This is a genomic window from Rhodanobacter sp. C03 (assembly GCF_002001175.1).
Taxonomy (GTDB): domain Bacteria; phylum Pseudomonadota; class Gammaproteobacteria; order Xanthomonadales; family Rhodanobacteraceae; genus Rhodanobacter.
The window spans coordinates 1-25,624 of record NZ_MUNT01000001.1; the positions used below are offsets into that span (position 1 = coordinate 1).

General features: G+C 64.0%; 21 protein-coding genes and 1 riboswitch. Of the genes, 7 read left to right on the forward strand and 14 right to left on the reverse strand.

Annotated features, from left to right (window positions below; translation table 11 throughout):
• Nucleotides 1-890: 890 nt before the first annotated feature.
• From B0E48_RS00010 to B0E48_RS00045, 8 genes are all read right to left on the reverse strand, one after another.
• Complete coding sequence (locus tag B0E48_RS00010; RefSeq protein WP_077515428.1) at nucleotides 891-1,112, reverse strand: hypothetical protein; 222 nt, start codon at nucleotides 1,110-1,112, stop codon at nucleotides 891-893.
• A gap of 102 nt (nucleotides 1,113-1,214) precedes the next feature.
• Nucleotides 1,215-1,682: a hypothetical protein gene (locus tag B0E48_RS00015; protein WP_254423786.1), complete on the reverse strand. Its 468-nt coding sequence runs from the start codon at nucleotides 1,680-1,682 to the stop codon at nucleotides 1,215-1,217.
• Nucleotides 1,683-1,750: 68 nt separating this feature from the next.
• Complete coding sequence (locus B0E48_RS00020) at nucleotides 1,751-2,302, reverse strand: hypothetical protein (RefSeq protein WP_077515429.1); 552 nt, start codon at nucleotides 2,300-2,302, stop codon at nucleotides 1,751-1,753.
• Nucleotides 2,303-2,549: 247 nt separating this feature from the next.
• Nucleotides 2,550-3,254 (reverse strand): LytTR family DNA-binding domain-containing protein, encoded by a 705-nt coding sequence (locus B0E48_RS00025; RefSeq protein ID WP_077515430.1) that lies wholly within the window; start codon nucleotides 3,252-3,254, stop codon nucleotides 2,550-2,552.
• Nucleotides 3,254-4,306: a histidine kinase gene (locus B0E48_RS00030; protein WP_077515431.1), complete on the reverse strand. Its 1,053-nt coding sequence runs from the start codon at nucleotides 4,304-4,306 to the stop codon at nucleotides 3,254-3,256. Before B0E48_RS00030 ends, B0E48_RS00025 begins: the two co-directional genes overlap by 1 nt.
• 31 nt (nucleotides 4,307-4,337) lie before the next feature.
• Complete coding sequence (locus B0E48_RS00035) at nucleotides 4,338-5,000, reverse strand: carboxylesterase (RefSeq protein WP_077515432.1); 663 nt, start codon at nucleotides 4,998-5,000, stop codon at nucleotides 4,338-4,340.
• 18 nt (nucleotides 5,001-5,018) lie between these two features.
• Entirely contained in the window at nucleotides 5,019-5,870 is an 852-nt protein-coding gene (locus B0E48_RS00040; protein ID WP_077515433.1) for a hypothetical protein, read from the reverse strand.
• A gap of 114 nt (nucleotides 5,871-5,984) precedes the next feature.
• Nucleotides 5,985-6,758, reverse strand: a complete 774-nt coding sequence (locus B0E48_RS00045; RefSeq protein WP_077515434.1) for a hypothetical protein — start codon at nucleotides 6,756-6,758, stop codon at nucleotides 5,985-5,987.
• A gap of 181 nt (nucleotides 6,759-6,939) precedes the next feature.
• On the opposite strand from B0E48_RS00045, the gene B0E48_RS00050 reads away from it, so the two are divergent.
• Nucleotides 6,940-9,387, forward strand: coding sequence for a prolyl oligopeptidase family serine peptidase (locus tag B0E48_RS00050; RefSeq protein ID WP_077516771.1), 2,448 nt, complete (start codon nucleotides 6,940-6,942; stop codon nucleotides 9,385-9,387).
• A gap of 112 nt (nucleotides 9,388-9,499) precedes the next feature.
• Here the strand turns inward: B0E48_RS00050 and B0E48_RS00055 are convergent, their stop codons facing one another.
• Nucleotides 9,500-9,847: a cupredoxin domain-containing protein gene (locus tag B0E48_RS00055; protein ID WP_077515435.1), complete on the reverse strand. Its 348-nt coding sequence runs from the start codon at nucleotides 9,845-9,847 to the stop codon at nucleotides 9,500-9,502.
• A gap of 10 nt (nucleotides 9,848-9,857) precedes the next feature.
• Nucleotides 9,858-10,403, reverse strand: coding sequence for a DUF4142 domain-containing protein (locus B0E48_RS00060; RefSeq protein ID WP_077516773.1), 546 nt, complete (start codon nucleotides 10,401-10,403; stop codon nucleotides 9,858-9,860).
• Nucleotides 10,404-10,580: 177 nt separating this feature from the next.
• Here B0E48_RS00060 and B0E48_RS00065 point away from each other — a divergent pair, with 177 nt between their 5' ends.
• Nucleotides 10,581-11,282: an RNA polymerase sigma factor gene (locus B0E48_RS00065; RefSeq protein WP_077515436.1), complete on the forward strand. Its 702-nt coding sequence runs from the start codon at nucleotides 10,581-10,583 to the stop codon at nucleotides 11,280-11,282.
• A 103-nt stretch (nucleotides 11,283-11,385) separates the two neighbouring features.
• Here B0E48_RS00065 and eda read toward each other — a convergent pair whose 3' ends face one another.
• The 4 genes from eda to zwf all read right to left on the reverse strand — a co-directional run bounded on the left by eda (nucleotide 11,386) and on the right by zwf (nucleotide 16,413).
• Nucleotides 11,386-12,039: a bifunctional 4-hydroxy-2-oxoglutarate aldolase/2-dehydro-3-deoxy-phosphogluconate aldolase gene (gene eda, locus B0E48_RS00070; protein ID WP_077515437.1), complete on the reverse strand. Its 654-nt coding sequence runs from the start codon at nucleotides 12,037-12,039 to the stop codon at nucleotides 11,386-11,388.
• Between the two features lie 126 nt (nucleotides 12,040-12,165).
• Complete coding sequence (edd, locus tag B0E48_RS00075; RefSeq protein ID WP_077515438.1) at nucleotides 12,166-13,983, reverse strand: phosphogluconate dehydratase; 1,818 nt, start codon at nucleotides 13,981-13,983, stop codon at nucleotides 12,166-12,168.
• 136 nt (nucleotides 13,984-14,119) lie between these two features.
• Nucleotides 14,120-14,833 (reverse strand): 6-phosphogluconolactonase, encoded by a 714-nt coding sequence (pgl, locus tag B0E48_RS00080; protein ID WP_077516775.1) that lies wholly within the window; start codon nucleotides 14,831-14,833, stop codon nucleotides 14,120-14,122.
• A 116-nt stretch (nucleotides 14,834-14,949) separates the two neighbouring features.
• On the reverse strand, nucleotides 14,950-16,413 hold the full coding sequence (zwf, locus tag B0E48_RS00085) for a glucose-6-phosphate dehydrogenase (protein WP_077515439.1): 1,464 nt from the start codon (nucleotides 16,411-16,413) through the stop codon (nucleotides 14,950-14,952).
• 214 nt (nucleotides 16,414-16,627) lie between these two features.
• On the opposite strand from zwf, the gene B0E48_RS00090 reads away from it, so the two are divergent.
• The 5 genes from B0E48_RS00090 (at nucleotide 16,628) to B0E48_RS00110 (ending at nucleotide 25,559) form a co-directional block, all read left to right on the forward strand.
• Entirely contained in the window at nucleotides 16,628-17,380 is a 753-nt protein-coding gene (locus tag B0E48_RS00090) for a GntR family transcriptional regulator (RefSeq protein WP_077440796.1), read from the forward strand.
• 34 nt (nucleotides 17,381-17,414) lie between these two features.
• Nucleotides 17,415-18,425 (forward strand): SIS domain-containing protein, encoded by a 1,011-nt coding sequence (locus B0E48_RS00095; RefSeq protein ID WP_077515440.1) that lies wholly within the window; start codon nucleotides 17,415-17,417, stop codon nucleotides 18,423-18,425.
• A 121-nt stretch (nucleotides 18,426-18,546) separates the two neighbouring features.
• On the forward strand, nucleotides 18,547-19,683 hold the full coding sequence (gene nagA / locus B0E48_RS00100) for an N-acetylglucosamine-6-phosphate deacetylase (protein WP_077515441.1): 1,137 nt from the start codon (nucleotides 18,547-18,549) through the stop codon (nucleotides 19,681-19,683).
• Nucleotides 19,684-19,827: 144 nt separating this feature from the next.
• Nucleotides 19,828-20,061, forward strand: a riboswitch (cobalamin riboswitch).
• 126 nt (nucleotides 20,062-20,187) lie between these two features.
• Nucleotides 20,188-22,107: a TonB-dependent vitamin B12 receptor gene (btuB, locus tag B0E48_RS00105; RefSeq protein WP_077516776.1), complete on the forward strand. Its 1,920-nt coding sequence runs from the start codon at nucleotides 20,188-20,190 to the stop codon at nucleotides 22,105-22,107.
• A gap of 296 nt (nucleotides 22,108-22,403) precedes the next feature.
• On the forward strand, nucleotides 22,404-25,559 hold the full coding sequence (locus B0E48_RS00110; protein ID WP_077515442.1) for an efflux RND transporter permease subunit: 3,156 nt from the start codon (nucleotides 22,404-22,406) through the stop codon (nucleotides 25,557-25,559).
• Nucleotides 25,560-25,624: the final 65 nt, after the last annotated feature.

The window sequence follows — 25,624 nt, forward strand, 5'->3', positions numbered from 1 at the left end:
GCTCAAACGAACAGCCGTCGCCTTGAAATCATGGGTGTAACGATAGGTGGTTCGCGGGCCTGGCTTGGGCATCTTGTGGACTCCTGAAGTGGTAGTTCAGGGTGTCCACTAAAGCGAAGGAACTATCCCGTCCGCCTTGAACGAGATGTTAGACCACGCCGTCACGCTGCAACACTAAGCGGCCACAAGATCGTGCCGCAGACGACGTAGACACCAAGAAATACAGCGAAAATCCAGCCAATGATGCGAACAAAATTGGACGCCGTCGGGTTTGGCTGCCGGTACTTTCCCTGAGGCCCAAACCACATGCATGCGCAAAACAGGCCCCAGGGAAGAAGTACAAGAGGTCCCATGGCAGCGAAGCACAAGATGTTTAACCTTGGATTGTGCCCAACGACAATTATGGCGAGCAAAATTGCCAACGCGCAGATGGTGACTGCAAGAATGTGCCAGCGATGGCCGACTAATTTCGATGCGAGCGATGTGGCGATCCGTGGGGTCATAAGTGGTCTAACGCTGGAGTTAAGCGGCGGCGAAGCCGTCCGCCTTGAACGAGTAGTTAGAGCCTGCCACGACGCACCACGCGAAGCCAGATGGCAACACCTGCAAACACCACAGAAGCGAACAGAACGCCATACCCAGCAATGAGAAGTTGGGATGCTCCGCGACAATACTGCTCAGGTGACGAAAGGCCACTCGGGCCACAATGACCAAAGTGCAGCGACGCCGTACTAAACGCCGTCACCACCATGAGCGCACCCACAACACCAAGCACCATGGAGGAGACGACGAAAAGCCAAGTTGGGATTCGGACTCGCGACATAAGGCTCTAACGCTAGAGTTAAGCGGCGGCGAAGCCGTCCGCCTTGAACGAAATGTTAGGCGGCAATCTAGCTGCCGCCTGACCCCTTTGGAAACATGGCGCCCCAGAAGCCCGAGAGGAGTCCCAATGCAGCGATGACGCCCATGACAAGGAAGACCTTGAAGCCCATCCAGATACTTTCTGTGTAGCCGTACACGGTTGCGGGGAGTAGGCAAAATAGGAGCAGCCAGGCAAGCGTGCGCAAGTAGATTGGAACGATCTTTTTATTCAGCCGCGAGAAGAGTGCCATTGCCGTCCTAACGCTTGAGTTAAGCGGCGCGCGGCTTTTCGCGCGTCCGCTTGGACGAGTGGTTAGGCCTCATCTTAAGGCGATGGGCTTGAACAGGCGCACTCACAGCATTGACCTCCAAGTAGCAAGGACTGTGCGAACGGCTGGCAGTAAAGAGAGCGTGGTGCCGTCATCCAACGTGACGATGACCTCCGCCGCCTCTGCGAACACGCCATAGCCGAACGGTGCTTGAAAGACTCCTGGGGTGGCCGACAATTGCTCTGCCGATGAGAGCTGGCGCGGAACCTTTTTTGATGAAGCCAACTTCGCATGTTTAGACGCATCTGCCACATCTCGGATTATTGCGAAATCCGGACACTTGGCTTGTACGCTCGTACGCACATTCGCGATCTCTTGGTCCATGAGCTTGCGCTCGCGGCTTGCGAAACCGTCGAGCGCGAAATGGTCCGCCATGTGATACAGGACAATTGCAGCGAGCCTGCCGCGACGGATGTCGTACGGCGCCTTCTCGAACTCCGCAACTGTAGGCTCGACCGTGTGAGCGAGAAACATTGAGGCGTTTGAGCGCACGGGAACTTCCATATGAGGCCTAACGCTGGAGTTAAGCGGCGGCGAAGCCGTCCGCCTTGAACGAAATGTTAGCTGATCCATCCGGGAACCACCTTATAGAGGGTCCACTTGCCCTCAACTTTGTGCATGACCCAAAAGAAACTGCTACCACAACGTAGGTTGCATGACCCCGAAAACTCAACGATCGCCACGTTGCCATCCAAAGAGTAGCCAGGGAGACTGAGGTACGAAATGCCGCTGGCGTTTGGGAAAGCTTTGTAGAAGCCAGGCCAGCCCTTTTTTGCCATTGCCGCTTCGATTTCTACCTGAGGCACGGACTTGTAGCCAGGACATAGCGAAAGAGTAGGGAGATCATGTGCCGTCTTGTTGCGAAGCAATAGGGAGTTCATCGCGCTTGAATCGAGCTTACTGCTCGATGTCACGTGATCTACGAACAACGCCTGCGCCGATAGCAGTTCGTATTTCTTTCCCGCATGTGACGCCGCATACTCGCAACGATTCGTAAGGATGGCTGAGAGGACAGCGATGTCCTCCGTGGGTGAAGGCGCCGCGCTGACGCATCCTGAAAACACGACCAGCGAAGCGAAGATCAGACCTGCAGTGTGTAGAGCGTGTGTCATGGTCAGCTAACGCTTATTAGACCCCACATCGGGGCATATGCAATGGATGTTCAGGATTCGAAGGCGCTCCGTCAAGCGACTCAAATCTGTGCTGGACAAAGCTTTCGCTGGTGATGGAATGTGTGCGTATAGCCAAATTGCCTCGTTGCATATCACGCAAATCGAGGTGCTAAGTCTTATTACCCACAATCCGGGGTAATAAACATCGCTGTTTTGAGCTGTGTGCTGATGTGGCGATCACGCGCGTTCACCCGAGCCGCAGCAGCTTCCTCACCGCCGGCAGATTGCGCCGGCTGATTTCCGGGCTGAGTTCGGTGCCGTCCAGTCGTGCCAGTACACGACCGTCGGCGAGGGTCTTCACACCGAGCAGGCGTGGCGGCGGCACGAGGCAGTTGCGGTGCAGGCGGATCAGTTGATCGGGATAAGCCTCTTCCAGCTGGCGCAGGGATTCCTCGATCAGCAGTTCGCCGCGGCGGTGTTGCACCACGACGTATTTCTCGTCGGCGAGCAGGCAGATCACTTCGGCGAGGGCGATGCGCACTTGTTCGCCGCGCAGGCGGCCGTGCAGGTAGGCGGTCGGTTCGCGTGGTGTGTCGGCGAGGCGACGTTGGGCGCGCTGCAATGCATCGCGAAGGCGTTCGAGGCGTACCGGTTTGAGCAGGTAGTCGACGGCGCCGAGTTCGAACGCCTTCAGCGCGTGGGCTTCGTAGGCGGTGCAGAAGATCACCTGCGGCCGCGTACGGCCGGCCAGTCGTTGCGCCACGGCGGTGCCGCTGAGGCCGGGCATGTTGATGTCGAGCAGCAGCACGTCCGGCTGCAGGTCGCCGAGTGATCCGAGTGCGGCTTCGCCGTCGCCGATGCTGCCGACGATTTCGATGCCTTCGCATTCGCCGAGCAGGGCGGCCAGTCGCGCGCGTGCCAGCGGTTCGTCGTCGACGATCAGCGCGCGCATCAGGCGGAGGTTCCCGGCAGTTGCAGCACCACCACGTAGCGATCGCCCTGAGCACCGGCCTGCACCCTGGCTTGCGGGCCATAGCGATAGGCCACGCGCCGGCGCACGCTGTCCAGGCCGTGACCGTTGCCGGCTATGGCCGGTGTGTCTGGCAGCGGATTGCTGATCTCGATGCGGATGCCGTCGCCGTCACGTTGTCCGCGCAGGCTCACTTCGCCACCTTCGCGCAGTGGCTGGACGCCGTGGCGTACCGCGTTTTCCACCAGCGGCTGCAGCAGCAGGCGCGGCAGCGGGAAGTCGGCGGGCAGGTCATCCAGTTCGCGTTGCACGTGCAGGCGCGCGCCGAGGCGCAGCTGTTCGATCGCCAGGTAACGCTCGACCAGCGCCAGCTCCTCGCCCAGTGTGCCGTCGCTGGTGTCGTGTTGGCCCAGCGCGGCGCGGAACAGTTCGGACAGGTCTTCCACGGTGCGTTCGGCGGCGGCCGGATCGACCCGGATCAGTGCGGCCACCGTATTCATGCTGTTGAACAGGAAGTGCGGGCGGATACGTGCCTGCAGCGCCTCGACCTGCGCTCGCGTCACCGCGGCGAGGCGCGCCTGCCACTGCCCCAGCACATAGAAGTAGCGCAGCATTGCGGCGCCGAGCAGGGCGGTGATCAGCACGTTGTCACGCACGAAGAGCGTAGTGCTGCTTTCGATCAGCTGCATCTGCAGGGTGGCGTCCATCCAGTGCGCCAGTGCGCTGGCGACTGTCACGATCAACAGCATCAGCAGCCACGCGCCGACGTAGGGCATGTGACGGGGCAGCCGCTGCAACAGCGGGCGCAATTTGCACAGCGCCAGGCCGATCACCAGCGCCAGCCAATCGACGAACAACATGCCGACGCTGTAGCCGGTCCAGTCGCGCCGGCTGTCGCGCGCCAGCCAGATCACCGTCATCGTCAGTGCGCACACCACGAACAGCGCGAACAACGCCGGCAGCCGACAGAAGTCCGGCAGCGGGCTGTGCTCGATGCGGCCGCGCGGGCCGCGGCTGGAGGTGGATGCGCGCATGCGGGCAAGTATGCCGTATGCGCGGGCGTCGTTACGCCAGTCGCTGGCTCAGCCAGTGGCGCAGGTCGCCGATCTCTTCGGGGCAGACCGCGTGTGCCATCAGATAGCTATGCCATTCCACGGCATACCCCAGCGACTGCAGCACATCGCGCGACTCGAGACCGCGTTGCAGGACCACCACCGGATCGACGGTGCCGTGCCCCCAGAAAATCGGGATGGCGGCGTTCGCCGCGCTGCGTTCGCTGGCGAGTGCCGCATACGTCGGCAGATAGGTCGACAGCGCGATGATGCCGGCCAGCTTTTCCGCATACTGCAGGCCGGCCGCCAGGGCGATCGCGCCGCCCTGCGAGAAGCCGGCCAGCACGATCCGCTCGCTTGGCACGCCGCGCTCATGTTCGCGGCCGATCAGGCTTTCCACCGCAGCGACCGACGCGCGCATGCCCGCCTCGTCCTGCCGCGCGTTGAGATCGAACGCGGCGATGTCGTACCACGCGCGCATCGACATGCCGTTGTTGATCGTCACCGGCCGCACCGGCGCATGCGGAAACACGAAGCGAATCGGTCCCCATGCGCGATCCACCAGTTGCGGCACGATCGGCGCGAAATCGTTGCCATCGGCGCCGAGGCCATGCAGCCAGATCACGCTGTAGCGGGAGTTAGCGGCGGTTTCGATTTCGTAGGCGGGCAGGGTCATGAAAAACTCGACAAGGATTCAGGGTTGCATGACTACGGTCGCAGTCATGCTGGGCTTGAGGACGCTCTGGGAGTTTGTACCATCGTTGTCCAGCGAATACCCCGACTGTTTGAGAAACGCCTTCTGGGCTTCGTCGAGATCGTTGGCGACCGCAGGGGGAGCGCCACCGGTTGCAGGATAGGCGACTGCCATGGAAGGTGACAATTCCATTCTCTGGGTGATGGTTGCCACTATCTGGATCGTCATGTCGGTAACCATCTTTGCCGCGATGGGTTGTCCATCGACGGTTTCAGGCAGGGCTGAGCCTCGTTCGTACCACCGCTTCAACGCCGCGGCGAAGAGTTCCTTGTTGGCATCGCTTTGAGCGCCGCCCAGATCCGTCTGGATGTCGGTGACGACGACTTTCCCGTCAGCAGTCAGGTCCAGATGCGAGACGGCGACGGCGCCATGAGGCCCCAGCGTGTGCAAGACGCGCTCCGGATAGTCAGGCCCGGTTTTTTTATCAGGCCCGCCTTTTTTGGGCCCAAGCAGTTTGGGTCCAGCGCCTAAATAGGTGACGCGGATGGCGTATTTTCCATCGGTGTTCTCGCTGGCCTCTACCTCCGCGCTGATGAAGCTGTGGACTGGCACGGCTTTGCCACCCTGTTGCACGGGCACGAAGCTCCAGTGCTTCATGGTCTCGTCCAGAATGGCAACAATCGGCGGCGGGACGTCCTGGTCGGGCTGGATCTGCACGATCTGGCCGTCGGTATTCACGTCGGTGCCGACCTGGTAAGTGTGTTTAAACGCTTTCGGTGCAGCCGCAGCTTGCGCGGACAACGAGCCCGACAGCAATCCGGCTATGACGATGCTGCGCATGATCGTTTTCATAATGCCCCCTTGGATGACCGCGCCCCTCGCGGCGACTGCATTATGTCGAGTGTACCGGCAGGCCATCGGCACATTTGTCGCCGCGCCTGCAGCCGACCGCAGCATACGATTGGCTCAAGGTTGCAGGGTCACCGTATCGACCATGCTCGGCCGCAATACGCTGGAAAGGAGTAGCCGATTGCTGTTTGGGCGGAGGTCGTCATCCGTAAAACCGGCCTGATGCAGAAGCGTTTTCTCGGATGGGCTGAGCGAGTACGGCACATCTGGAGCAGGACTACCGTTGTCACGGTTGACTTGGTCCAACTCGAATACCACGTAGGTGCGAACGTGGGCTTCCACTGGCTGGCCATCAACCGTCTCCAGGGTATACGAGGTATGCAGGAACCAATCCTTGGCCGCCTTGGCGAACAACTTGCCATACCCATCCTCGAACTCGTGCCTCGTATCTGTCACCACCGGGCTTCCGTCCAGCGGAAAATCACCGAGGATCACAACCAAACCGTTTACGTTTGAACGAACGGCAGCGTCCGGATAGTGCGCGCCGCCCGTGCGATTCCACTTCGGTCCTACACCGACATAGCTGATGCGCAAGCTGTACTTGCCATCCGTCACCGGCAGCGCTTCCAGCTTGGCCGTGATGAAGGTGTGTGCCGGCGCCGCCTTTCCGTCGTGCTGTGTCGGAACGAAACGCCAATGTTTGATCGCTTCGTCCAGCACGGCGGCGATCTGCGGGGCAGCGCCTGGCTCCGGCTGTGTCTGCGTCACCTGTCCCTGGGCATCGACATCCGCGCCCACGGTGAAGGTCTGTTCGCGAGTCTGCGTTGCCAGGCTGGGTGACAGCCACAACATCAACGCGACGATGGCAGTGCAACGTATCAAGCGGTTCATGGTCTTCCCCCGATGGCTGCCGCACTCCCCACGGCCAAGGCATTATGTCGGGTGCGTAGGGGAACCGTAAACGACGCAGTACGGTGGCTATCAGGCGGCATCGCCCGTGACTTATGGCATGCACGCCACGTCCGTGCCGCCGGGCTCGGTTATGCTGATTTTTTGCCCGAGGATGTTTCCCATGCGTCGATTGTTGCTGGCCAGCCTGATCGCCTTCTGTGTGCTGCCTGCGGCGGCCGCCACCGTACCGGCAACGGCCCCGCTCGACCTGGAAACCATCATGGCCAATCCCGACTGGATCGGGCAGGCAGTGGAGTCGCCGTACTGGAGCGTGGACGGGCGCAGCCTGTATTACTCGCTGAAGCGCGACGGCAGCCCGGTGCGTGATCTGTACAAGCTTGATCCGGCCAGCGGGCAGAGCGTGAAACTGGATCCGGCGGCGATGGCGCAGGTCGACGGCCCGGCGGTGTTCGATCGTACTCATCGGCATGCGGCGTTCATCCTGCACGGCGATGTGTTCGTGGTCGATCTGGCCAGCGGCCGGCGCCAGCAGGTGACGCGCACGCCGCAGGAGGAATCCTCGCCGCAATTCTCCGCCGACGATCGCGCCCTGCAATATCGTGACGGCAACGACTGGTACAGCTATGACTTGAGCAGCGGTGTCGCGGCACCAGTGGCGGTGCTGAATTTCTCCAATGACCCGCAAGCCAAACAACCCGATGACCTGGGCGAGCTGCAGCTCAAGCTGTTCAAGACACTGCGCGAGATCAAGGCCGACAAGCAGGCCATGCGTGACGAGGACAAGGCGCTGGATGCTGCCGATCCGGGTCGCGCGCCGCGGCCGTTCTGGCTGGGCGACAAGTCCCGCGCGGTAGATACCGAACTGTCGCCGGACGGCCGCTGGATGCTGCTGGTGACGGTGCCGAAGGATCATGCCAAGGGCGAGGCGCCGAAGGTCAACCATTACGTCACCGACAGCGGCTATACCGAGCCGAAGGATGCGCGCACCTATGTCGGGCGCAACGATCCCACGCCGCAGTCGCTGCTGTTGCTGGACCTGCGGAATCACCAGCAATACCCGCTGAAGACCGACACTCTTCCCGGTATCAAGGACGATCCGCTCAAGGCACTGCGTGCGCAGTCCGTGGCCGCACTGGAGAAGGCGGGCAAGCAGGATGAGGCGAAGGCACTGAAGGCACCTGAAGTGCGCGCGGTGCGCATCATCGCCAATTCGGAAGATGGCGGTGGCGGTGGCATCGCATGGAGCGATGACGGAAGTCATCTGGCCATCCAGCTGCGCGCGATCGACAACAAGGATCGCTGGATCGCCAATGTCGATTTCAGCCGCCACGTGCTGGTCAACCAGCATCGGCTCACCGACAACGCGTGGATCAACTGGAACTTCAACGAATTCGGCTGGCTCAAGGACAACCGAACGTTGTGGTACATGAGCGAGGAAACCGGCTATTCGCAGCTCTATACCAAGACGCTGGATGGCAACGCAAAGGCATTGACCTCCGGCAAGTTTGAAGTCAGCCACCCGCTGCTCAGCGACGATGGCAAGTGGTTCTATGTGCGTACCAACCAGGTCGCGCCGTACAGCTACGATGTCTACCGGCTGCCGGTCGAGGGCGGTGCGTTGAGCCGTGTCACCAACTACCAGGGCATGGACGACTTCAAGTTGTCGCCGGACGGCAGCCAGCTCGCCGTACTGCATTCCTCGCCTTACGTGTTCGCGCAGCTGACGGTACAGTCGAGCAGCGGTGGCGCGGCGCGCGAGCTGACCAACACGATGAAGCCGGCCTACACCGCGCATGACTGGATCGCGCCGAAGATCGTCGAGGTGCCCTCCTCGCACGGCGCCGGGGTGATCTACGCGAAATACTATGGTCCGGCCGACGAGGCCGCCGCCGCATCTCGCCCGGCGGTGATCTTCGTGCACGGCGCCGGCTACCTGCAGAATGTCACGCTGTCATCCACCTATTACTTCCGCGAGCAGATGTTCCACAACCTGCTGGTGCAGCAGGGTTACGTCGTGCTCGACATGGATTACCGCGCCTCGGAAGGCTACGGTCGCGCCTGGCGCACCGCGATCTACGAGAAGATGGGTCATCCGGAGCTGGAAGACCTGCTCGACGGCAAGGCGTGGCTGGTGAAGAACCACGGCGTCGATCCGAAGCGTGTCGGCATCTATGGCGGCAGCTACGGCGGCTTCATGACCGAGATGGCACTGCTGCGCGCGCCGGGTGAATTCGCTGCGGGTGCCGCACTGCGTCCGGTCAGCGACTGGACGCTGTACAACCACGAGTACACCTCCGACATCCTCAACGATCCACAGCTCGATCCCGCGGCCTACACGACCAGTTCGCCGATCGAATACGCCGACAAGCTGCAGGATCCGCTGCTGATCCAGCATGGCCTGATCGACGACAACGTGATGGCGGCCGATTCGATCCGCCTGTACCAGCGTTTCATCGAACTGCACAAGAAAAATTTCTGGATCTCGCTGTATCCGCTGGAGCGCCACGGTTTCGTGCACGCCGATTCGTGGTACGACGAATACCGGCGGATCGATGAGTTGTTCAATACATATGTGAAGCCGGTGAAGGATGCTGCCGTCAGCAATTGATCGAGCGACGGCTAGACATCAGATTGGATAGAGCAAATCGACCAGCGTTGCGGCGCCGTGTGTGAGGCACGGCGACGCAACCTCCGAAGCAGGCTTCAGAGTCCTTGCCGGGTTACTTGACCACCACGGTGCCGGTCATGGTGGGGTGGAACTTGCAGAAGAACGCGAACGTGCCCGCGGTGGCGGTGATGCGCCCGCTGGTGCCCGGTTTCAGGTCGACGTCGAAGTGGCCGTCGCGTGCAGTGGCACTGTGTTCGAGGATGTCGTGATTGGTCCATTCGATGATGTCGCCGGCGCGTACGTCGGTCGGCATCGGGCCGTACTGCATCTGGTCGATCACGATCACATGCATGCGATGGGCCGCCGTTGCCGGGGGTTTCGCCGTGCTGCTGGCACTGGCCGGTGCGATACCACCGGCCAGTGCCAGCAGGCCCGCGAGAAGGATCGTCATGCGGAGCATGGAGGATTCCTTAGTTCAGGCTTTGCGCGAGATGCTCGGCATGGGCCTGGTGCGACTGGAACAGTTTCAGCCCGGTTTCCAGCAACGACTTCAGCTCCGCGTTCTGCGCCGATGGAATCAGCGTGCTTCTCAACGCGCCGTTGACGGCCTTGTGATACGCCACTTCGTTGTCGACGTAGGCCTTGTCGAACGCGCTGCCCTTGAGTGCGGCCAATGTCTTGAGTTCGGCGGCGGCGTTCTTCGACAGCGACTGGCTGGTCGGATTGTCCTGCGGCGTCACACCCAGCTTTTTCACCAGGGCCAGCGCCTGTTCGTTGACTGCGGCATGGTCACGCGCCATTTCCTCGGCGAATGCGCGCACATCCTTGTTGTGCGATTTCTGCAATGCCTGCTTGGCGGCGGCGATGTCGATCACGCCGGCGGTATAGGCGATGTGCGCGATCTGCGCGTCGTTGATGGCCGGTGCCGGGCTAGCGGCGGCCGGGGTCTGGGCCTGCACGCTGGCTACGGTGGCGATGCCAAAAACGAGGGCGAGGGCGAGCAGCGGCTTGTTCATGGGTGTCTCCTTGGAAGTGGACGAACGGATGCGGCGAGCGTCGCGGTGGAACCGACCAGCGCCCTTGCCTGCGTTCATGGGATGCAACAGCGGCATCCAGGTTCCGGTTTTCTGTATACCGTTGCCGGGAACCTCAGGCCCTGCCGCCGCATCCGATAGGTGTAAAAGGAGAGAACCATGACATCGCCCGTCAAACTTGTACCCATCGATTACGCCGCACTGGATGACAACGCGCTGGTGGCGCTGGTCCGCGGCGGTCAGCGCGAAGCGTTCCGGCACATCATGCAGCGCTGCAACCAGCGGCTGTTCCGCATCGCGCGCAGCGTGGTTGGCGAGGATTCGGAAGCGGAAGACGTATTGCAGGAATCGTATATGCGTGCTTACAACAAGCTGGACACGTTCCGCGGTGACTCGACCCTGCTGACCTGGCTCACCAGCATCGTGCTGAACGAGGCGCGCGGCCGGCTGCGCAAGCGCCACAACATGGTCGGACTGGAACAGCTCGACGCGGCGCCGGACGATAGCCACCAGGTCATCCAGTTCCCATCGAAATTCGGCAATGAGGATCCAGCCGTGTCCGCTGCCCGCGCACAGATCCGCCACCTGCTCGAACACGCCATCGACGAATTGCCGGAAGCGTTCCGCACGGTCTACGTGATGCGCGAGATCGAGGAGTGCACGGTCGAGGAAACCGCCACCCAGCTGGAGATCAAGCCGGAGACGGTGAAAACCCGCCTGCATCGCGCCCGCCGCCTGCTGCGTGCGTCATTGCAGGGAACGCTGGCAGCCACCATGAGCGAAGCGTTTCCGTTCATGGGCCAGCGCTGCGCCCGCGTCACGGAGGCAGTGATGGCGCGGCTGGGAGCGAAGCAGTTGTAGGAGCGACTTCAGTCGCGATGCTTTTCGGTAAACGCAGCCAAGAGCTTCGCGACTGAAGTCGCTCCTACAGTCGTGCCTACAGGCTCTTCGCGGGTATCCGGACTCAGGCCGGCCGATGCAACCCGGCCGCCTCGCGTGCGAGCAATTCAATCGCAGCCCAATCGCCGGTAGCGAGCAGGTTGGCGGGAGTCAGCCATGAACCGCCGACGCAGATCACGTTGGGCAACGCGAGGAAATCCGGCGCGCTGGCGAGGCTGATGCCACCGGTGGGGCAGAAGCAGACCTGTGGCAGCGGGCTGGCCCAGGCGCCGAGCAGCTTGTGGCCACCGGCCGGTACCGCCGGAAAGAATTTCAGATGGCGATAACCGCGCTCGAGCATGGCCATCACTTCGCTGGCGGTGGCGGCCCCGGGCAGCAGTGGCAGCTCGCTGTCGTCGGCGGCATCGAGCAGGTACGGCGAGACGCCGGGCGACACCGCGAAGCGCGCGCCAGCCTGCTGCGCGGCTTTCAGATCGCGCGCGCTGAGCACGGTGCCGACGCCGATCACCGCGCCTTCCACTTCGGCGGCAATTGCGCGGATCGCTTCCAATGCGGCCGCTGTGCGCAGGGTGACTTCGATCGCCGGCGTGCCACCGGCGACCAACGCGCGCGCCATCGGCACCGCATGCCGCGCGTCATCGATCACCACCACGGGAATCACCGGTGCCAATCGCATCGTGGTTTCGATCTGTTGCTGCTTGAGTTCGATGCTGCTCATGGATTCACTCACGGGTGGAAGATTGTGGCGGCGCGTGTGTAGGAGCGAGTTCAGTCGCGATGCTCTGATGCCAGCCGAAACAGTGCGGTCGCGACTGAAGTCGCTCCTACAGGTGAAGGGCGATCGTCAGAGGACACCGGCACCAAGATCTGCGGTGGCCGCCGCCTGCCGGAACAGGCCGAACAGTTCGCGGCCCATGCCGCTGTGCTGGGCGGACAGGTCGGCGGTGTGCGGCAGGCGCGCGTCCAGTTCGTGCTGTTCCATCAGGACGTCCAGACGGCCGTTAACGGCATCCAGGCGGATCATGTCGCCGTTGCGGATCTTCGCGATGTTGCCGCCGGCCACCGCTTCCGGTGTCACATGGATCGCCGCCGGCACCCGACCGGACGCGCCGGACATGCGGCCGTCGGTGAGCAGCGCGATACGGTGGCCACGATCCTGCAGCAGCGCCAGCGTCGGGGTGAGCTTGTGCAGCTCGGGCATGCCATTCGCCTGTGGACCCTGGAAGCGCACCACCGCGATGAAGTCGCGATTGAGTTCGCCGCGCTTGAAAGCAGCGGGTACTTCGTCCTGATCCTGGAACACGATCGCCGGCGCTTCGATCACCAGCCGGTCGTCCGGCACCGACGAGACCTTGATCACCGCGCGGCCGAGATTACCCTGCAGCATGCGCAGGCCGCCGTCGGCGCGGAACGGTTCGTCGGTGCCACGCAGTACGCCGCGGTTGCCGCTCTGCTTCGCTACCGGTTTCCAGTGCAGTGCACCGTCATCGTCGAGGTATGGAATCTGCGCATAGCCGTCCATGCCGGTGCCGAAGATGGTATCCACGTCCGCATGCAGCAGGCCGGCGCTGAGCAGCTGGTCGATCAGGAAGGCCATGCCGCCCGCGTCATGGAACTGGTTCACATCGGCATAGCCGTTCGGATACACGCGTGCCAGCAGCGGGATCACGCCGGACAGCGCGTCGAAATCGTCCCAGCGCAACTGGATGCCGGCCGCGTGGGCTATCGCCACCAGGTGCAGCAGGTGATTGGTGGAGCCGCCGGTGGCGTGCAGGCCGATCACGCCATTGATGATCGCGCGCTCGTCGATGATGTGACCGATCGGCAGGTAGCTTTCGCCCAGCGCGCTGAGCGCGTTGACCCGGCGCACCACCTCGGCGGTGAGCGCGTCGCGCAGCGGCGTGTCCGGCGCGGTAAAGCTGGCGCCGGGCAGGTGCAGGCCCATGATCTCCATCAGCATCTGGTTGGAGTTCGCGGTGCCGTAGAACGTGCATGTGCCGGGGGCATGATACGACGCGGCCTCGACTTCGAGCAGCTCGGCCTTGCTCGCCTTGCCGTCGGCCCAGGCCTGGCGCACTTTCGATTTCTGTTCGTTGGGAATGCCGCTGGGCATCGGGCCGCTCGGCACGAAGGCGCCGGGCAGGTGGCCGAAGCTCAGCGCGCCGATCAGCAGGCCCGGCACGATCTTGTCGCAGATGCCCAGGTACAGCGCACCGTCGAACATGTCGTGCGACAGCGACACCGCGGTGGCCATCGCGATCAGGTCGCGCGAGAACAGCGACAGCTGCATGCCGGGCTGGCCCTGGGTGACGCCATCGCACATCGCCGGCACGCCGCCGGCGACCTGGGCAGTGAAGCCGGCGTCGCGGGCGATCTGGCGGATCAGCGCGGGATAGCGCTCGTACGGCTGATGCGCGGACAGCATGTCGTTGTAGGCGGTGATGATCGCGAGGTTGGCGCAGCGGCCGTTGCGCAGGGCCTCCTTGTCGGTACTGCCGCAGGCGGCGAAGCCGTGCGCGAGGTTGCCGCAGGACAGGTGCTCGCGTTGCGGGCCGCCACGGTCGACGGCGTCGATCCGCTTGAGGTAGGCCGCGCGCGTCTCGCGGCTGCGCTCGCGCAGGCGTTCGGTGACTTCGGCGACGACGGGATGCAACGTGCTCATGGCGGATTCCAGCAGGTCAATGGTTGTGTAGGAGCGGCTTCAGCCGCGATGCTCCTGGTCAGCCAACGTGATTTTGAACAGCATCGCGGCTGAAGCCGCTCCTACAGAATTGGGTATGAGATGCCCGTTACGGGTTTCACGGGCACCAGTACACCGTCACCGGCACGCGTTGCTGGATCAGCACGGCGCGTATCGGATAGCTCTTCGCCGCGTCCAGGCCGAGCCGGACATCGGCGAGTAGATCGGCCTTCTTCTCGCCGGCAATCAGCAGGTACAGCGCGCGGGTGTGGAGCAGCGTGGGCAGGGTGAGCGTGATGCGCGGTTCGCCGGCGCCGGGCGCTTGCATCGGCAACACGCGGGCGCGGCCTTCGAGATTCAGCGCCTCGGCCAGATGATCGCCGCCGGGAAAGAACGAGGCGGTATGGCCATCGTCGCCCATGCCCAGCACCACCGCATCGAACGGCAACGGCAGCGCGTCGATCCGTTCGTTGGCGGCGGCCAATCCTTCTTCCGGCGTGGGCGCGCCGGTATACAGCGGCACGAACTGTGCTGCGCTGGCGGCATGCTTCAACAGCAGCGACTTCACCAGCCCGGCATTGGAGCGCTCGTCGCTGTCCGGCACCCAGCGTTCGTCGACCAGAGTGATCTGCACGTTCGCCCAGTCCAGCGATTCGTGCGACAAGCAAGCGAAAAAATCTTTGGGCGTGCTGCCGCCGGAAACGGCAAGCAGCGCATGGCCGCGCTCGGCCAGCGCGGCACGCAGGCGCGCGGCGACCTGTTCGGCCAGTGCCACCGCCTGTGCGTGGCCATCGGTGAAGCTGAGGGTGGTGACGTTCAATGGAGTGGTCATGAAGAGTGCCGGGCTGGCCGCCAATCAACGAAAGCGGCCACGCGTCTCATTGGGAAAGGAAGGTCAAGTCTGCGGCAGGCAACGGTATCGCCGGGTGAAGTGAGCGTAAGTGCTGCTTATTCACTGTCTTCGTTCCAGGTGCGGCCATCGCGCTCGATCAAGGCCACTGCTGCGCTCGGTCCCCAGCTGCCAGCGGCGTACGGCCGCGGCGCTTCGCCACTGGCGGACCAGGCGGCCAGGATCGGGCCGGCCCAGCGCCATGCCGCTTCCACTTCGTCGCGGCGCATGAACAGGGTGGGATTGCCGCGTACCACGTCAAGCAGCAGGCGCTCGTACGCATCCGGTTGCTGCACGCCGAATGCCTCGGCGAAGCTCATGTCCAGCGGCACATGGCGCAGGCGCAGGCCGCCGGGGCCGGGATGCTTGATGGTCAGCCACAGCTTCACGCCCTCGTCCGGCTGCAGCCGCAGCACCAGCCGGTTCTGCTTCAGCGTGCCGGCATCGGCGTTGAAGATCGAATGCGGCACCGGCTTGAAGGTGACCACGATTTCCGACACCCGGCTCGGCAATCGCTTGCCGGTGCGCAGGTAGAACGGCACGCCGGCCCAGCGCCAGTTGGCGATTTCCGCCTTCAATGCGACGAAGGTTTCGGTATTGGACTTGGTGTTGCCCAGCTCGTCCGGATAACCCGGCACGCTGGCGCCCTCGGCCACGCCGGCGCGGTACTGGCCGCGCACGGTGAGCTGGGCGGCATTGCTGTCGTCAATGGGTTTCAGCGAGTGCAGCACCTTCAGTTTCTCGTCGCGCACCGCATCCGGCGCCAGTGACGACGGCGGCTCCATCGCCACCATGCACAGCAGCTGCAGCATGTGGTTCTGCACCATGTCGCGCAGCGCGCCGGCACGGTCGTAGTAGGCACCGCGATGACCGACGCCGAGCGTTTCGCCGACGGTGATCTGCACGTGGTCGATATGCCCGGCGTTCCACAGTGGCTCGAACAGCGCGTTGCCGAAGCGCAGCACCAGCAGGTTCTGCACCGTCTCCTTGCCGAGGTAGTGATCGATGCGGAAGGTCTGCGATTCGCTGAAGACCTTGCCGACCGCGTCGTTGATCTGGTTCGCGCTGTCGAGATCGCGGCCGATCGGCTTTTCCAGCACCACGCGCGACTTGCCCTGGTTGAGTCCGTAATGACCGAGCCGGTTGCAGATGTCGACGAACAGTTCCGGTGAAGTCGAGAGATAGAACACGCGCACATGTTCCGGCTGCGCACCGATGAAAGTGGCGAAATCGTCCCAGCCCTCGTCCTTGCGCGCATCCAGCGGCCGGTAGAACACCTGCTGCAGGAACACATCGAGCTTTGCCGCGTCGCAGATGCTGACCAGCGCGTCACGCAACAGCACACGGTAACCGGCATCGTCCAGCGCCTCGCGGGCGATGCCGACAATCCGGCTGCTGGCGGGGAGCTGGCCGTCGAGAAAGCGATGGAACAGGGCCGGCAGCAGTTTGCGCACGGCGAGATCGCCGGTGCCGCCGAAGATCACCAGGTCGAACGGTTCGACCAATTGGGAAGAAGCAGTCACGCAGTCACCTCGACTCGATGCCGGATGGCGGGCAGAGGGCCTGACGGCGCGTCTTGCCCGGGGTGCGGACGATCGTACCAGTGAAATACCAGATCAGCTACCGCTATGCATACGAATTCATGAAAACGGGCTGTAACAACGAATGGCTTCGTGGATTGCCTGTTTACGATGATGGGCTTGCGGTTAGTGGTTTGCTATTGGTATCTTTGCTGGTATGGAAACCGCACTGGCCAACGAATACCGCCGGATCTGCCACGACCCGGCCACGCATCAGCCGCTGGCGTATCTGCGCCTGCGCCGGGCGATCCGCAACGTGGTCGAGCATCGCGACATCGAACCGGGCCAGGCGCTGCCCAGCGAACGCGACCTGTCGCAGGCACTGAAGCTGTCGCGGGTGACCGTGCGCAAGGCGATCGCCGGTCTGGTCGAGGAAGGCCTGCTGACCCAGCGGCATGGCGCCGGCACCTTCATCGCCGAACGCATCGTCAAGCCGATGTCGCGGTTGACCAGTTTCACCGAGGATCTGCGCGAGCGTGGCCTGTCGCCGCGTTCGGAATTCTTCGAGCGCGGCATCGGCGAAGTGACCCCGGAAGAATCGATGGCGCTGAACCTGTCGCCCGGTTCGCTGGTGGTGCGCCTGCATCGCGTGCGTTACGGCCAGGACGAACCGTTGGCGATCGAACGCAGCGTGGTACCGGCCAGCGTGCTGCCCGATCCGATGCTGGTGCGCGACTCGCTGTACGAGGCGCTGGAACATCTCAACTGCCGTCCGCGCCGTGCGCTGCAGCGCTTGCGCGCGGTGTCGCTGAATGCGCAACAGGCGCGCCTGCTGCACGTGGCGGCGGGCAGTGCGGGATTGAACATCGAACGGCGCAGCTTCCTGGACGACGGCCGCGTGGTCGAGTTCACCTGTTCCTGGTATCGCGGCGACATCTACGACTTCGTCGCCGAACTGCAAACCGACTGAGGCCAGCTTGAACACACATGCCCGCGACACCCTGATGTACCGCGAAGCGCACGAGGCGGCCGACGTGGTCGCGCGCCAGTTCGTAGCCAACGACAGCGTGGTGACGGCGCTGGCGCAATCGCTGCGTGCGCATCCGCCGCGCTTCATCGTCACGTGCGCGCGTGGCAGTTCCGATCATGCCGCGGCGTATGCGAAATACGTCTTCGAGACCCAGCTGGGGATCGTCACCGCCTCGGCCTCACCGTCGGTCACCTCGGTCTATGCGGCCGAGCAGCGCTGGCAAGGTGCGTTGTTCATCGCGATCTCGCAGTCGGGCAAGAGCCCCGACCTGGTGCGCAATGCCCAGGCGGCCAAAATTGCCGGCGCGCATGTGGTGGCCATGGTCAACGTGGAGGATTCGCCGCTGGCAGCGATTGCCGATACGGTGATCCCGCTGCACGCCGGACCGGAACGCAGCGTGGCGGCGACCAAGAGTTACATCGCCGCGCTGGCTGCCGTGCTGCATCTGTGTGCGCGCTGGCGTGGCGATGACGAATTGGATGCCGCCTTGCGCGTGCTGCCCGATGCCTTGCGCGCAGGTTGGGATGCCGACTGGTCGGCGTTGAGCGAAGGCCTGGTCGACGCGCATAACCTGTTCGTGGTCGGTCGCGGCTTCGGTTTCGGCATCGCACAGGAAGCCGCACTGAAGTTCAAGGAAACCTGCGGCCTGCACGCCGAGGCGTTCAGCGCGGCCGAAGTGAAACACGGCCCGATGGCCCTGGTCGGTCCGCACTTTCCGGTGCTGTGCTTCGCGCAGGACGACGACACGCTGGACAGCACGCTGGCGGTGGCGCGCGAATTCCGCGGCCGTGGTGCGCAGGTCTTCGTGGCTGCGCCCGGCCTGGACGGAGCGGGTGCGCTGCCGGTGATCGGCGGGCTGCCGGCGCTGTGCACGCCATTGCTGATCATCCAGAGCTTCTATCGCGCGGTGAGCGAACTGGCCTTGCGCCGCGGCTTCAATCCCGACGTACCGCCACATCTCAACAAGGTGACCGAAACGGTCTGAAACCCGTGTAGGAGCGCCTGTAGGAGCGACTTCAGTCGCGATGCTTTTCCCGCATCTGGCCTACAAAGAGCATCGCGACTGAAGTCGCTCCTACAATTCTTCGCGCATCGCGGAATTCGCCATGACTCTTGCCCTCGTCAACGCTCGTGTACTCACCCCCGGTGGCTGGCGCAACAACATCGCCGTCTTGCTCGACGGCGATCGCATCGTCGACCTGTTGCCACCGGCCGATTTGCGCGTGCGCCATGCGCAGCAGCACGACCTGCAGGGTGCGATGCTGTTGCCGGGCTTCATCGACACGCAGGTGAATGGCGGTGGCGGCGTGCTGTTCAACGACGCGCCAACGGTGGAGACGATCCGCCGCATCGGTGCGGCGCACCGGCGCTACGGTACGACCGGTTTCCTGCCGACCCTGGTCAGCGACAGCGTGGATGTGATGCGCGCCGCACTCGCCGCGGTGGAGCAGGCGCTGGCCGAAGGCGTGCCGGGTGTACTCGGCATCCATCTGGAAGGGCCGTATCTGGCGCCGGCACGCAAGGGTGTGCACGACCCAAAATTTTTCCACACGCCCGGCAGCGAGGAACTGGCGCTGCTGTGCGCGCCGCATCGCGGCGTGCGCCTGCTCACGCTGGCGCCCGAGCGGGTGCCGTTGGCCAGCATCGGCGCACTGGCTGCGGCCGGGGTGATCGTCTGCGCGGGTCATACCGCGGCCGACTACGCGACCACGCAGGCTGCACTCGACGGCGGCGTGCGCGGCTTCACCCACCTGTTCAACGCGATGACGCCGTTTGGCAGCCGCGAACCGGGCGTGGTCGGTGCGGCGCTGGAAGATATCGACAGTTGGTGCGGCTTGATCGTCGACGGTCATCACGTACATCCGGCCAGCCTGCGCGTGGCGATCGCCGCGAAAGCCCGCGGCAAGATGCTGTTGGTCACCGACGCGATGCCGCCGGTGGGTGCGGAGCATCCTGATTTCGTGCTCAACGGCGAAACCATCACCGCGAAGGACGGCATCTGCCAGACCGCGCAAGGTGTGCTGGCCGGCTCCGCGCTGGACATGGCCGGCGCGGTGCGCAATGCCGTGGAGATGCTCGGTCTGCCGCTGGACGAGGCGGTGCGCATGGCCAGCACCTATCCCGCCGAGTTCCTCGGCCTCGGCGCCAGCCACGGCCGCATCGCCGCCGGCTATCAGGCTGATCTGGTGGTGTTGGATGATGGCTATCAGGTGCAGCAGAGCTGGATCGGCGGGGTGGCCTGATCCACCCGCGGGCGTGTGTAGGAGCGACTTCAGTCGCGATGCTTTTCCGCACACACCGCCAAGAGCATCGCGACTGAAGTCGCTCCTACAGTCGCTCGACGAGGCCATTTCGATAGCGCGCATTGCCCAAATAGCCGTCCGAAGCTAAAGTGTGCCGGTTCAGGTGTCCCGCGGGCGTCATGCCCAAGGGATGAAACGGGAAGCCGGTGCGTGGTGTTCGACAACACTGCAAGGCCGGCGCTGCCCCCGCAACGGTAAGCGAGATTCACGAACGGCGGATGCCACTGTGCTTGAGCACGGGAAGGCGCCGTTCGGGACATGCGGATCACCGCACGTCACTCGCGAGCCCGGAGACCGGCCGGAACGATTCCTGGTGGCTCGCGGTGGGCGAGGCCGAACCACGTGCGTGGCGTTTCGGCCTGCCCGTTGTTCCGTCTTTTCCGCACCCGCTGCCAGCTCAATGAACTCATGAGCCGTGCGCGGGTGCGCGGCCGAGGAACGACCTTGAAGAAGACCTTGCTGGCAGCGGCACTCCTGAGCTGCACGATGGCTGCCCATGCAGCCGATCAGAACGACACGACGGCACTGGATCCGGTGATCGTCACCGCCACGCGCACCGCGATCACTGTCGACGATGCGCTGTCGTCGGTCACCGTGATCACTCGCGCCGACATCGAACGGTTGCAGCCGGTGTCAGTGATCGACCTGCTGACCGGCCTGCCGGGCGTGAGCTTCACCCAGAGCGGCGGCCTCGGCCAGCAGAGCTCGTTGTTCCTGCGCGGTACCAATTCCACCCATACGCTGGTGCTGATCGACGGCGTGCGGATCGGTTCGGTGACCGCGGGACTTGCCTCGCTGGAGCAGATCCCGGTGGAGCAGATCGAGCGCATCGAGATCGTGCGCGGCCCGCGTTCGAGCCTGTACGGCGCCGATGCGATCGGCGGCGTGATCCAGATCTTCACCCGGCATGGCCAGGCTGACGGCGGCATCACGCCGTCGCTGAGCATGACCGCCGGCAGCAATGGCCTGTTCGGCAGCGAGGCCGGTCTGTCCGGCGGCGATGCGCACGCCTGGTACAACCTCAGCCTGGGCGGTGAATACACCAGCGGCTTCCCCGGCTGCAAGTTCGGCGCGGCGGAAGCCAACGGCGGCAACGGTGCCGGCTGCTTCGTCGACGATCTGCGCGATGACGCCTACCGCAACTGGAACGGTTCGGCCAACGCCGGCTACCGCTGGGACAACGGCACCGAGCTGGCCTTCACCTGGCTGCGCAGCAAGAACGACGTGGAATATGCCGGTAGCCCGTACGGCGGCAACGACGCCGTCAACGAGCAGCGCGTGGCGGGCGTGCGGTTGAGCTTCTCGCCGCTGGAGGCATGGAAGGTCACGCTGAATGCGGGGCAGAGCAAGGACCTCGCCACCACCTATTACCAGGGCACCTATTACGGCACCTACTACCCGTTCGCGCAGACCGGTTTTTACAACTCGCGGCGCAACCAGTACTCGTGGCAGAACGACATTGCGCTCGCCTCGAACCAGCTGCTGACGGTCGGCGTGGACTACCAGCAGGAGCATGTCGACAGCAGCACCGGCTACCTGGCCGACAACCGCAACGACACCGGCACCTATGTGCAGTATCAGGGCACGTTCGGCCGCAGCGAATTGCAGGCGTCCGCGCGGCATGACGACAGCTCGCAGTACGGTGGCCACGATACCGGCGCGCTGGCCTGGGGCTACAACTTCGATCACGACCTGCGCCTGATGGCCAGCTACGGCACGGCGTTCCATGCGCCGACCTTCAACGACCTGTACTACCCGCCGTTTTTCGGCACGCCGTCGGCCAACCCCGATCTCAAGCCGGAGAAGTCGCGCAGCGGCGAGCTGGGCCTGAATCAGAAACTCGGCATCTGGAACTGGGCCTTGAATGCCTACCAGACCGACATCGACGACCTGATTCTGCTCGACCCCAACCAGAACTACGTGCCGTTCAACGTCAGCAAGGCGCGCATCCGCGGCCTGGAAGGCCAGCTCGGCGCGAACCTGGATGGCTGGCAGGTACAGGGTTATCTGACCCTGCAGCAGCCGAAGGACGACGGCGGCGCTGCCGATGCCAACAGCGGCAACCTGTTGCCGCGTCGTCCGGAGCGCACTGCGCGTATCGACATCGACCGTCGCTTCGGCGACTTCGGCGTCGGCACCACCTGGTACGCCGCCGGCAAGAGTTACGACGATGCCGCCAACCAGCACCGCCTCGGCGGCTACAGCACGCTGGCGCTGCGTGCCAGCTGGCACTTCACCGCGGACTGGCAGGTCGAGGCGAAGCTGGCCAATGCGTTCGATCACGAGTACGAGACCGTGTACTACTTCAACCAGCCCGGGCGTACCTGGTATCTGACCCTGCGTTACAGCCCGGCAACGCGCTGAGGTTCCATACCATTGCGGGAATGTAGGAGCGGCTTCAGCCGCGATGCTTTTCGGCACATGCGGCCAAGAGCATCGCGGCTGAAGGCGCTCCTACACAAGATCGCACCGTTATGGTTCCTGCGAGCCCCCTGCCTTCCGGCAGGGTGTGGACTTCAGGCACATACACTGTGGCGCGATTGCAGGCATAAAGCCGGCATGATCGAGCTACCATTCCGCGCTGTCGCCAGCAGGCTGTACCCGGCACGACGATTCGTCGGCCACAACTCGCCGTTACGCTGGCGCGCCACGGAAGCGCCATGAATATCTTTGCCCCCCTGATCCGCCGACCGGCCGGTACCTCGCTGCTTGCGGTGGGCCTCGTGCTGGGCGGCATCTGCGCCTATCTGTTGCTTGGCGTGGCGGCGTTGCCGTCGCTGGATTTCCCCGGCGTCTATGTCGTGGCCAATCAGCCGGGCGCCAGTGCGCAGACCATGGCCAACACCGTGCTGGCGCCGCTGGAACGCCACCTGGGCCAGATTCCCGGGATCGACGAGATGTACGGCAACGCCAGCGAGGGCGCCGCCTCGGTGAGTGTGCGCTTCAACTTCTCGCGCACCGCGGACAGCGCGGCGCGCGACGTGCAGGCGGCGATCAATGCTGCCGCGGTCGACCTGCCGTCGGGCATGCCGTCGCCGCCGCAATTCTTCAAGTTCGATACTTCGCAGATCCCGATCCTGTTCATCACGATGACCTCGACCGGGCTGCCGCAGGACAAGCTGTACGACCTTGCCGACACCTTGCTCAAGCCGGCGGTGGCGCAGATCGATGGCGTGGCCCAGGTGCAGGTGTTCGGTGGCACCCCGCATGCGGTGCGCATCGAACTGGACGCCAATGCGCTGGCGGCGAAGGGACTTACCTCGAACGACGTCGCCAATGCCTTGCGCGCCGCCAATGTCACCTCGCCGCAGGGTGTGTTGAGCGACGGCCACACGCAGATGACGGTGACCGCCAGCGACGGCATGCAGGATCCGGCCGAATTCGCCCGACTGCTGATCTCGGTGAAGAACGGCACGCCGGTGCGCTTGTCGGATGTCGCCAAGGTCTACAGCGGCGAGCAGGACGAGTATCAGGCGGCGTGGTTCAACGAAGAGCACACCGTCGGCCTGCAGATCACCCGGCGGCCGGAGGCGAATGCGGTGGCCACGGTGGAGGCGATCCGTGCCCGGTTGCCGCAGCTGCGCGCGTCGCTGCCGTCGAACGTCACCATCGCGCCAGTGTTCGACCTCACTCAGACCACCAAGTCGGCGTTGCACGAGGTCGAGGTGTCGCTGCTGATCTCGATCGCGATGGTGGTGCTGGTGATGCTGGTGTTCCTGCGCCGGCTGCGTCCCACCCTGATCGCCACCTTGAGCGTGCCGTTGTCGCTGGCCGGTGCCTTCGTGGTGATGTGGACGCTGGGTTACACCCTCAACACCTTGTCGCTGGTGGCGCTGGTGCTGTGCATCGGTTTCGTGGTGGACGATGCGATCGTGGTGATCGAGAACATCGTGCGTCACATGGAGCGCGGCGAGACGCCGATGCAGGCCTCGCTGACCGGCGTCGGCGAGATCGGCTTCACGGTGATCTCTATCACGCTGTCGCTGGTGGCGGTGTTCGCGCCGCTGCTGTTCGGCAACAACATGCTGGTGATGCTGCTGCGCGAGTTCTCGGTGACGCTGACCGCGGCGGTAGTGATCTCGGCGCTGGTCTCGCTGACGCTCACGCCGGCACTGTGCGCCCATCTGCTCAAGCACGAGTCGGCAAACCGGCCGCCGCCGGGCAGGCTCGAACTCGCGGTGGAACGTTTCGATCGCGGCATGCTGCGCCTGTACGAACGCGGGCTGGACTGGGCGATGCGGCATCGGCGGATCATGCGCTGGCAGCCGCTGACCCTGCTGCTGCTTACCGGTCTGCTTGGCTGGGCGGTGGTGAAGACGGCCGGCGGCAACTTCATGCCGGATGAGGACACTGGCCAGCTGCAGGTCGACATCCGTGCCGATGCCAACATCTCACCGGAGCAACTGACCGCGCGCACGCAGGCGGTGATGAAGATCATGCTGGCCGATCCGGCGGTGCTCGATCAGCTGACCATGCTCGGCGGCAACAACGCCGGCGGCGCGGTGGGCAACAGCGCGCAGATGTTCGTCGACCTGAAGCCGCGCGGCAGTGGCCCAGGCGAGCGCCCCGAAAACATCAAGCTGGTGGTGGAGCGGCTGACCAAGCAGTACGACAAGCTGCCCGACGTGAAAGTCTCGGTCAGCGCCGCGCAGTTCCTGGGCGGCGGCGGCAGCGGCGACAACGGCGGCCAGTACGAATTCCAGCTGGTCAGCAGCAATGGCGGCGACCTGCAGCCATGGGCGCTGCAGATGGTGCGCCAGATGCGCACGATCAAGGAATTCCGCGACGTCGGCAGCAACTTCGACCAGGTTGGCAAGCAGCAACTGTTGCAGGTGGATCGCGAGGCGGCCAGCCGCCTGCATGTCAGCATGGGCGATGTGGATACGGCGCTGTACAACTCGTTCGGCCAGCGCCAGGTGTCGACGATCTATTCCGACATCAATCAGTACGCGGTGGTGCTCACCGCCGGCGCGGCACAGAGCGTCAGCCCGCAGGGGCTGCTGAATGTCCGCGTGCGTAACGCCCAGGGCCAGATGATTCCGCTGTCCGCGCTGGCGCATATCGAACCGAACATCAGCCCGCTGCGCATCCGCCATCACAACCAGCTGGAAGCGGCGACGATCACCTACAACCTGGCCAAGGACGTGCCACAGGATCGCGGCATCAAGCTGGTCGAGCAGGCCGCCTTCGCCGCCGGGTTGCCGGCCGGCGTCAGGATCGACTACACCGGCCAGAACCAGCGCCTGCAGCAGGCGCAGTCCAACGGCATGGTTCTGCTGCTCGGTTCGATCGTCGCGATGTACATCGTGCTTGGCATCCTCTACGAGAGCCTCGGCCATCCGCTGACGATTCTTTCCACCCTGCCGGCGGCCGGTGCCGGTGCGTTCCTGGCGATGCTGGTGACGCAGACGCAGCTCTCGCTGATGGCGATCATCGCGATCCTGATGCTGATCGGCATCGTCAAGAAGAACGCGATCCTGATGGTCGACTTCGCGCTGGTCGCGCAACGCGAACGCGGCCTGTCCGCGCCCGAGGCGATCCGCGAGGCGGCGCTGGTGCGCTTCCGTCCGATCACCATGACCACCCTGGTGGCGATGGGCGCGGCGCTGCCGCTGGCGATCGGTTTCGGCATCGGTTCGGAGATGCGCCAGCCGCTCGGCATCGCGATCGTCGGCGGCCTGCTGGTGTCGCAGCTGCTGACCCTGCTCAGCACGCCGGCGATCTATCTGTGGAATTACGACCGCAAGATTCGCAAGGCCGCGCGGCATGAGCGGCGTGCGGAGAAGCGCCGGCTGAAGTTGCAGACGGCCACCTGAGCCTGGGCACGATGGATCGCCGGGGAGAAGGGCGAAAGTGGACTTCAGGCACATACGCCAGGACA

Excerpts from the sequence above, each read along its gene's own strand:
- B0E48_RS00010 (WP_077515428.1), bottom strand. The coding sequence starts at position 1,112 with ATGGCACTCTTCTCGCGGCTGAATAAAAAGATCGTTCCAATCTACTTG.
- B0E48_RS00020 (WP_077515429.1), bottom strand. The coding sequence starts at position 2,302 with ATGACACACGCTCTACACACTGCAGGTCTGATCTTCGCTTCGCTGGTC.
- B0E48_RS00025 (WP_077515430.1), bottom strand. The coding sequence starts at position 3,254 with ATGCGCGCGCTGATCGTCGACGACGAACCGCTGGCACGCGCGCGACTG.
- B0E48_RS00030 (WP_077515431.1), bottom strand. The coding sequence starts at position 4,306 with ATGCGCGCATCCACCTCCAGCCGCGGCCCGCGCGGCCGCATCGAGCAC.
- B0E48_RS00035 (WP_077515432.1), bottom strand. The coding sequence starts at position 5,000 with ATGACCCTGCCCGCCTACGAAATCGAAACCGCCGCTAACTCCCGCTAC.
- B0E48_RS00040 (WP_077515433.1), bottom strand. The coding sequence starts at position 5,870 with ATGAAAACGATCATGCGCAGCATCGTCATAGCCGGATTGCTGTCGGGC.
- B0E48_RS00045 (WP_077515434.1), bottom strand. The coding sequence starts at position 6,758 with ATGAACCGCTTGATACGTTGCACTGCCATCGTCGCGTTGATGTTGTGG.
- B0E48_RS00050 (WP_077516771.1), top strand. The coding sequence starts at position 6,940 with ATGCGTCGATTGTTGCTGGCCAGCCTGATCGCCTTCTGTGTGCTGCCT.
- B0E48_RS00055 (WP_077515435.1), bottom strand. The coding sequence starts at position 9,847 with ATGCTCCGCATGACGATCCTTCTCGCGGGCCTGCTGGCACTGGCCGGT.
- B0E48_RS00060 (WP_077516773.1), bottom strand. The coding sequence starts at position 10,403 with ATGAACAAGCCGCTGCTCGCCCTCGCCCTCGTTTTTGGCATCGCCACC.
- B0E48_RS00065 (WP_077515436.1), top strand. The coding sequence starts at position 10,581 with ATGACATCGCCCGTCAAACTTGTACCCATCGATTACGCCGCACTGGAT.
- eda (WP_077515437.1), bottom strand. The coding sequence starts at position 12,039 with ATGAGCAGCATCGAACTCAAGCAGCAACAGATCGAAACCACGATGCGA.
- edd (WP_077515438.1), bottom strand. The coding sequence starts at position 13,983 with ATGAGCACGTTGCATCCCGTCGTCGCCGAAGTCACCGAACGCCTGCGC.
- pgl (WP_077516775.1), bottom strand. The coding sequence starts at position 14,833 with ATGACCACTCCATTGAACGTCACCACCCTCAGCTTCACCGATGGCCAC.
- B0E48_RS00090 (WP_077440796.1), top strand. The coding sequence starts at position 16,628 with ATGGAAACCGCACTGGCCAACGAATACCGCCGGATCTGCCACGACCCG.
- B0E48_RS00095 (WP_077515440.1), top strand. The coding sequence starts at position 17,415 with ATGTACCGCGAAGCGCACGAGGCGGCCGACGTGGTCGCGCGCCAGTTC.
- nagA (WP_077515441.1), top strand. The coding sequence starts at position 18,547 with ATGACTCTTGCCCTCGTCAACGCTCGTGTACTCACCCCCGGTGGCTGG.
- B0E48_RS00110 (WP_077515442.1), top strand. The coding sequence starts at position 22,404 with ATGAATATCTTTGCCCCCCTGATCCGCCGACCGGCCGGTACCTCGCTG.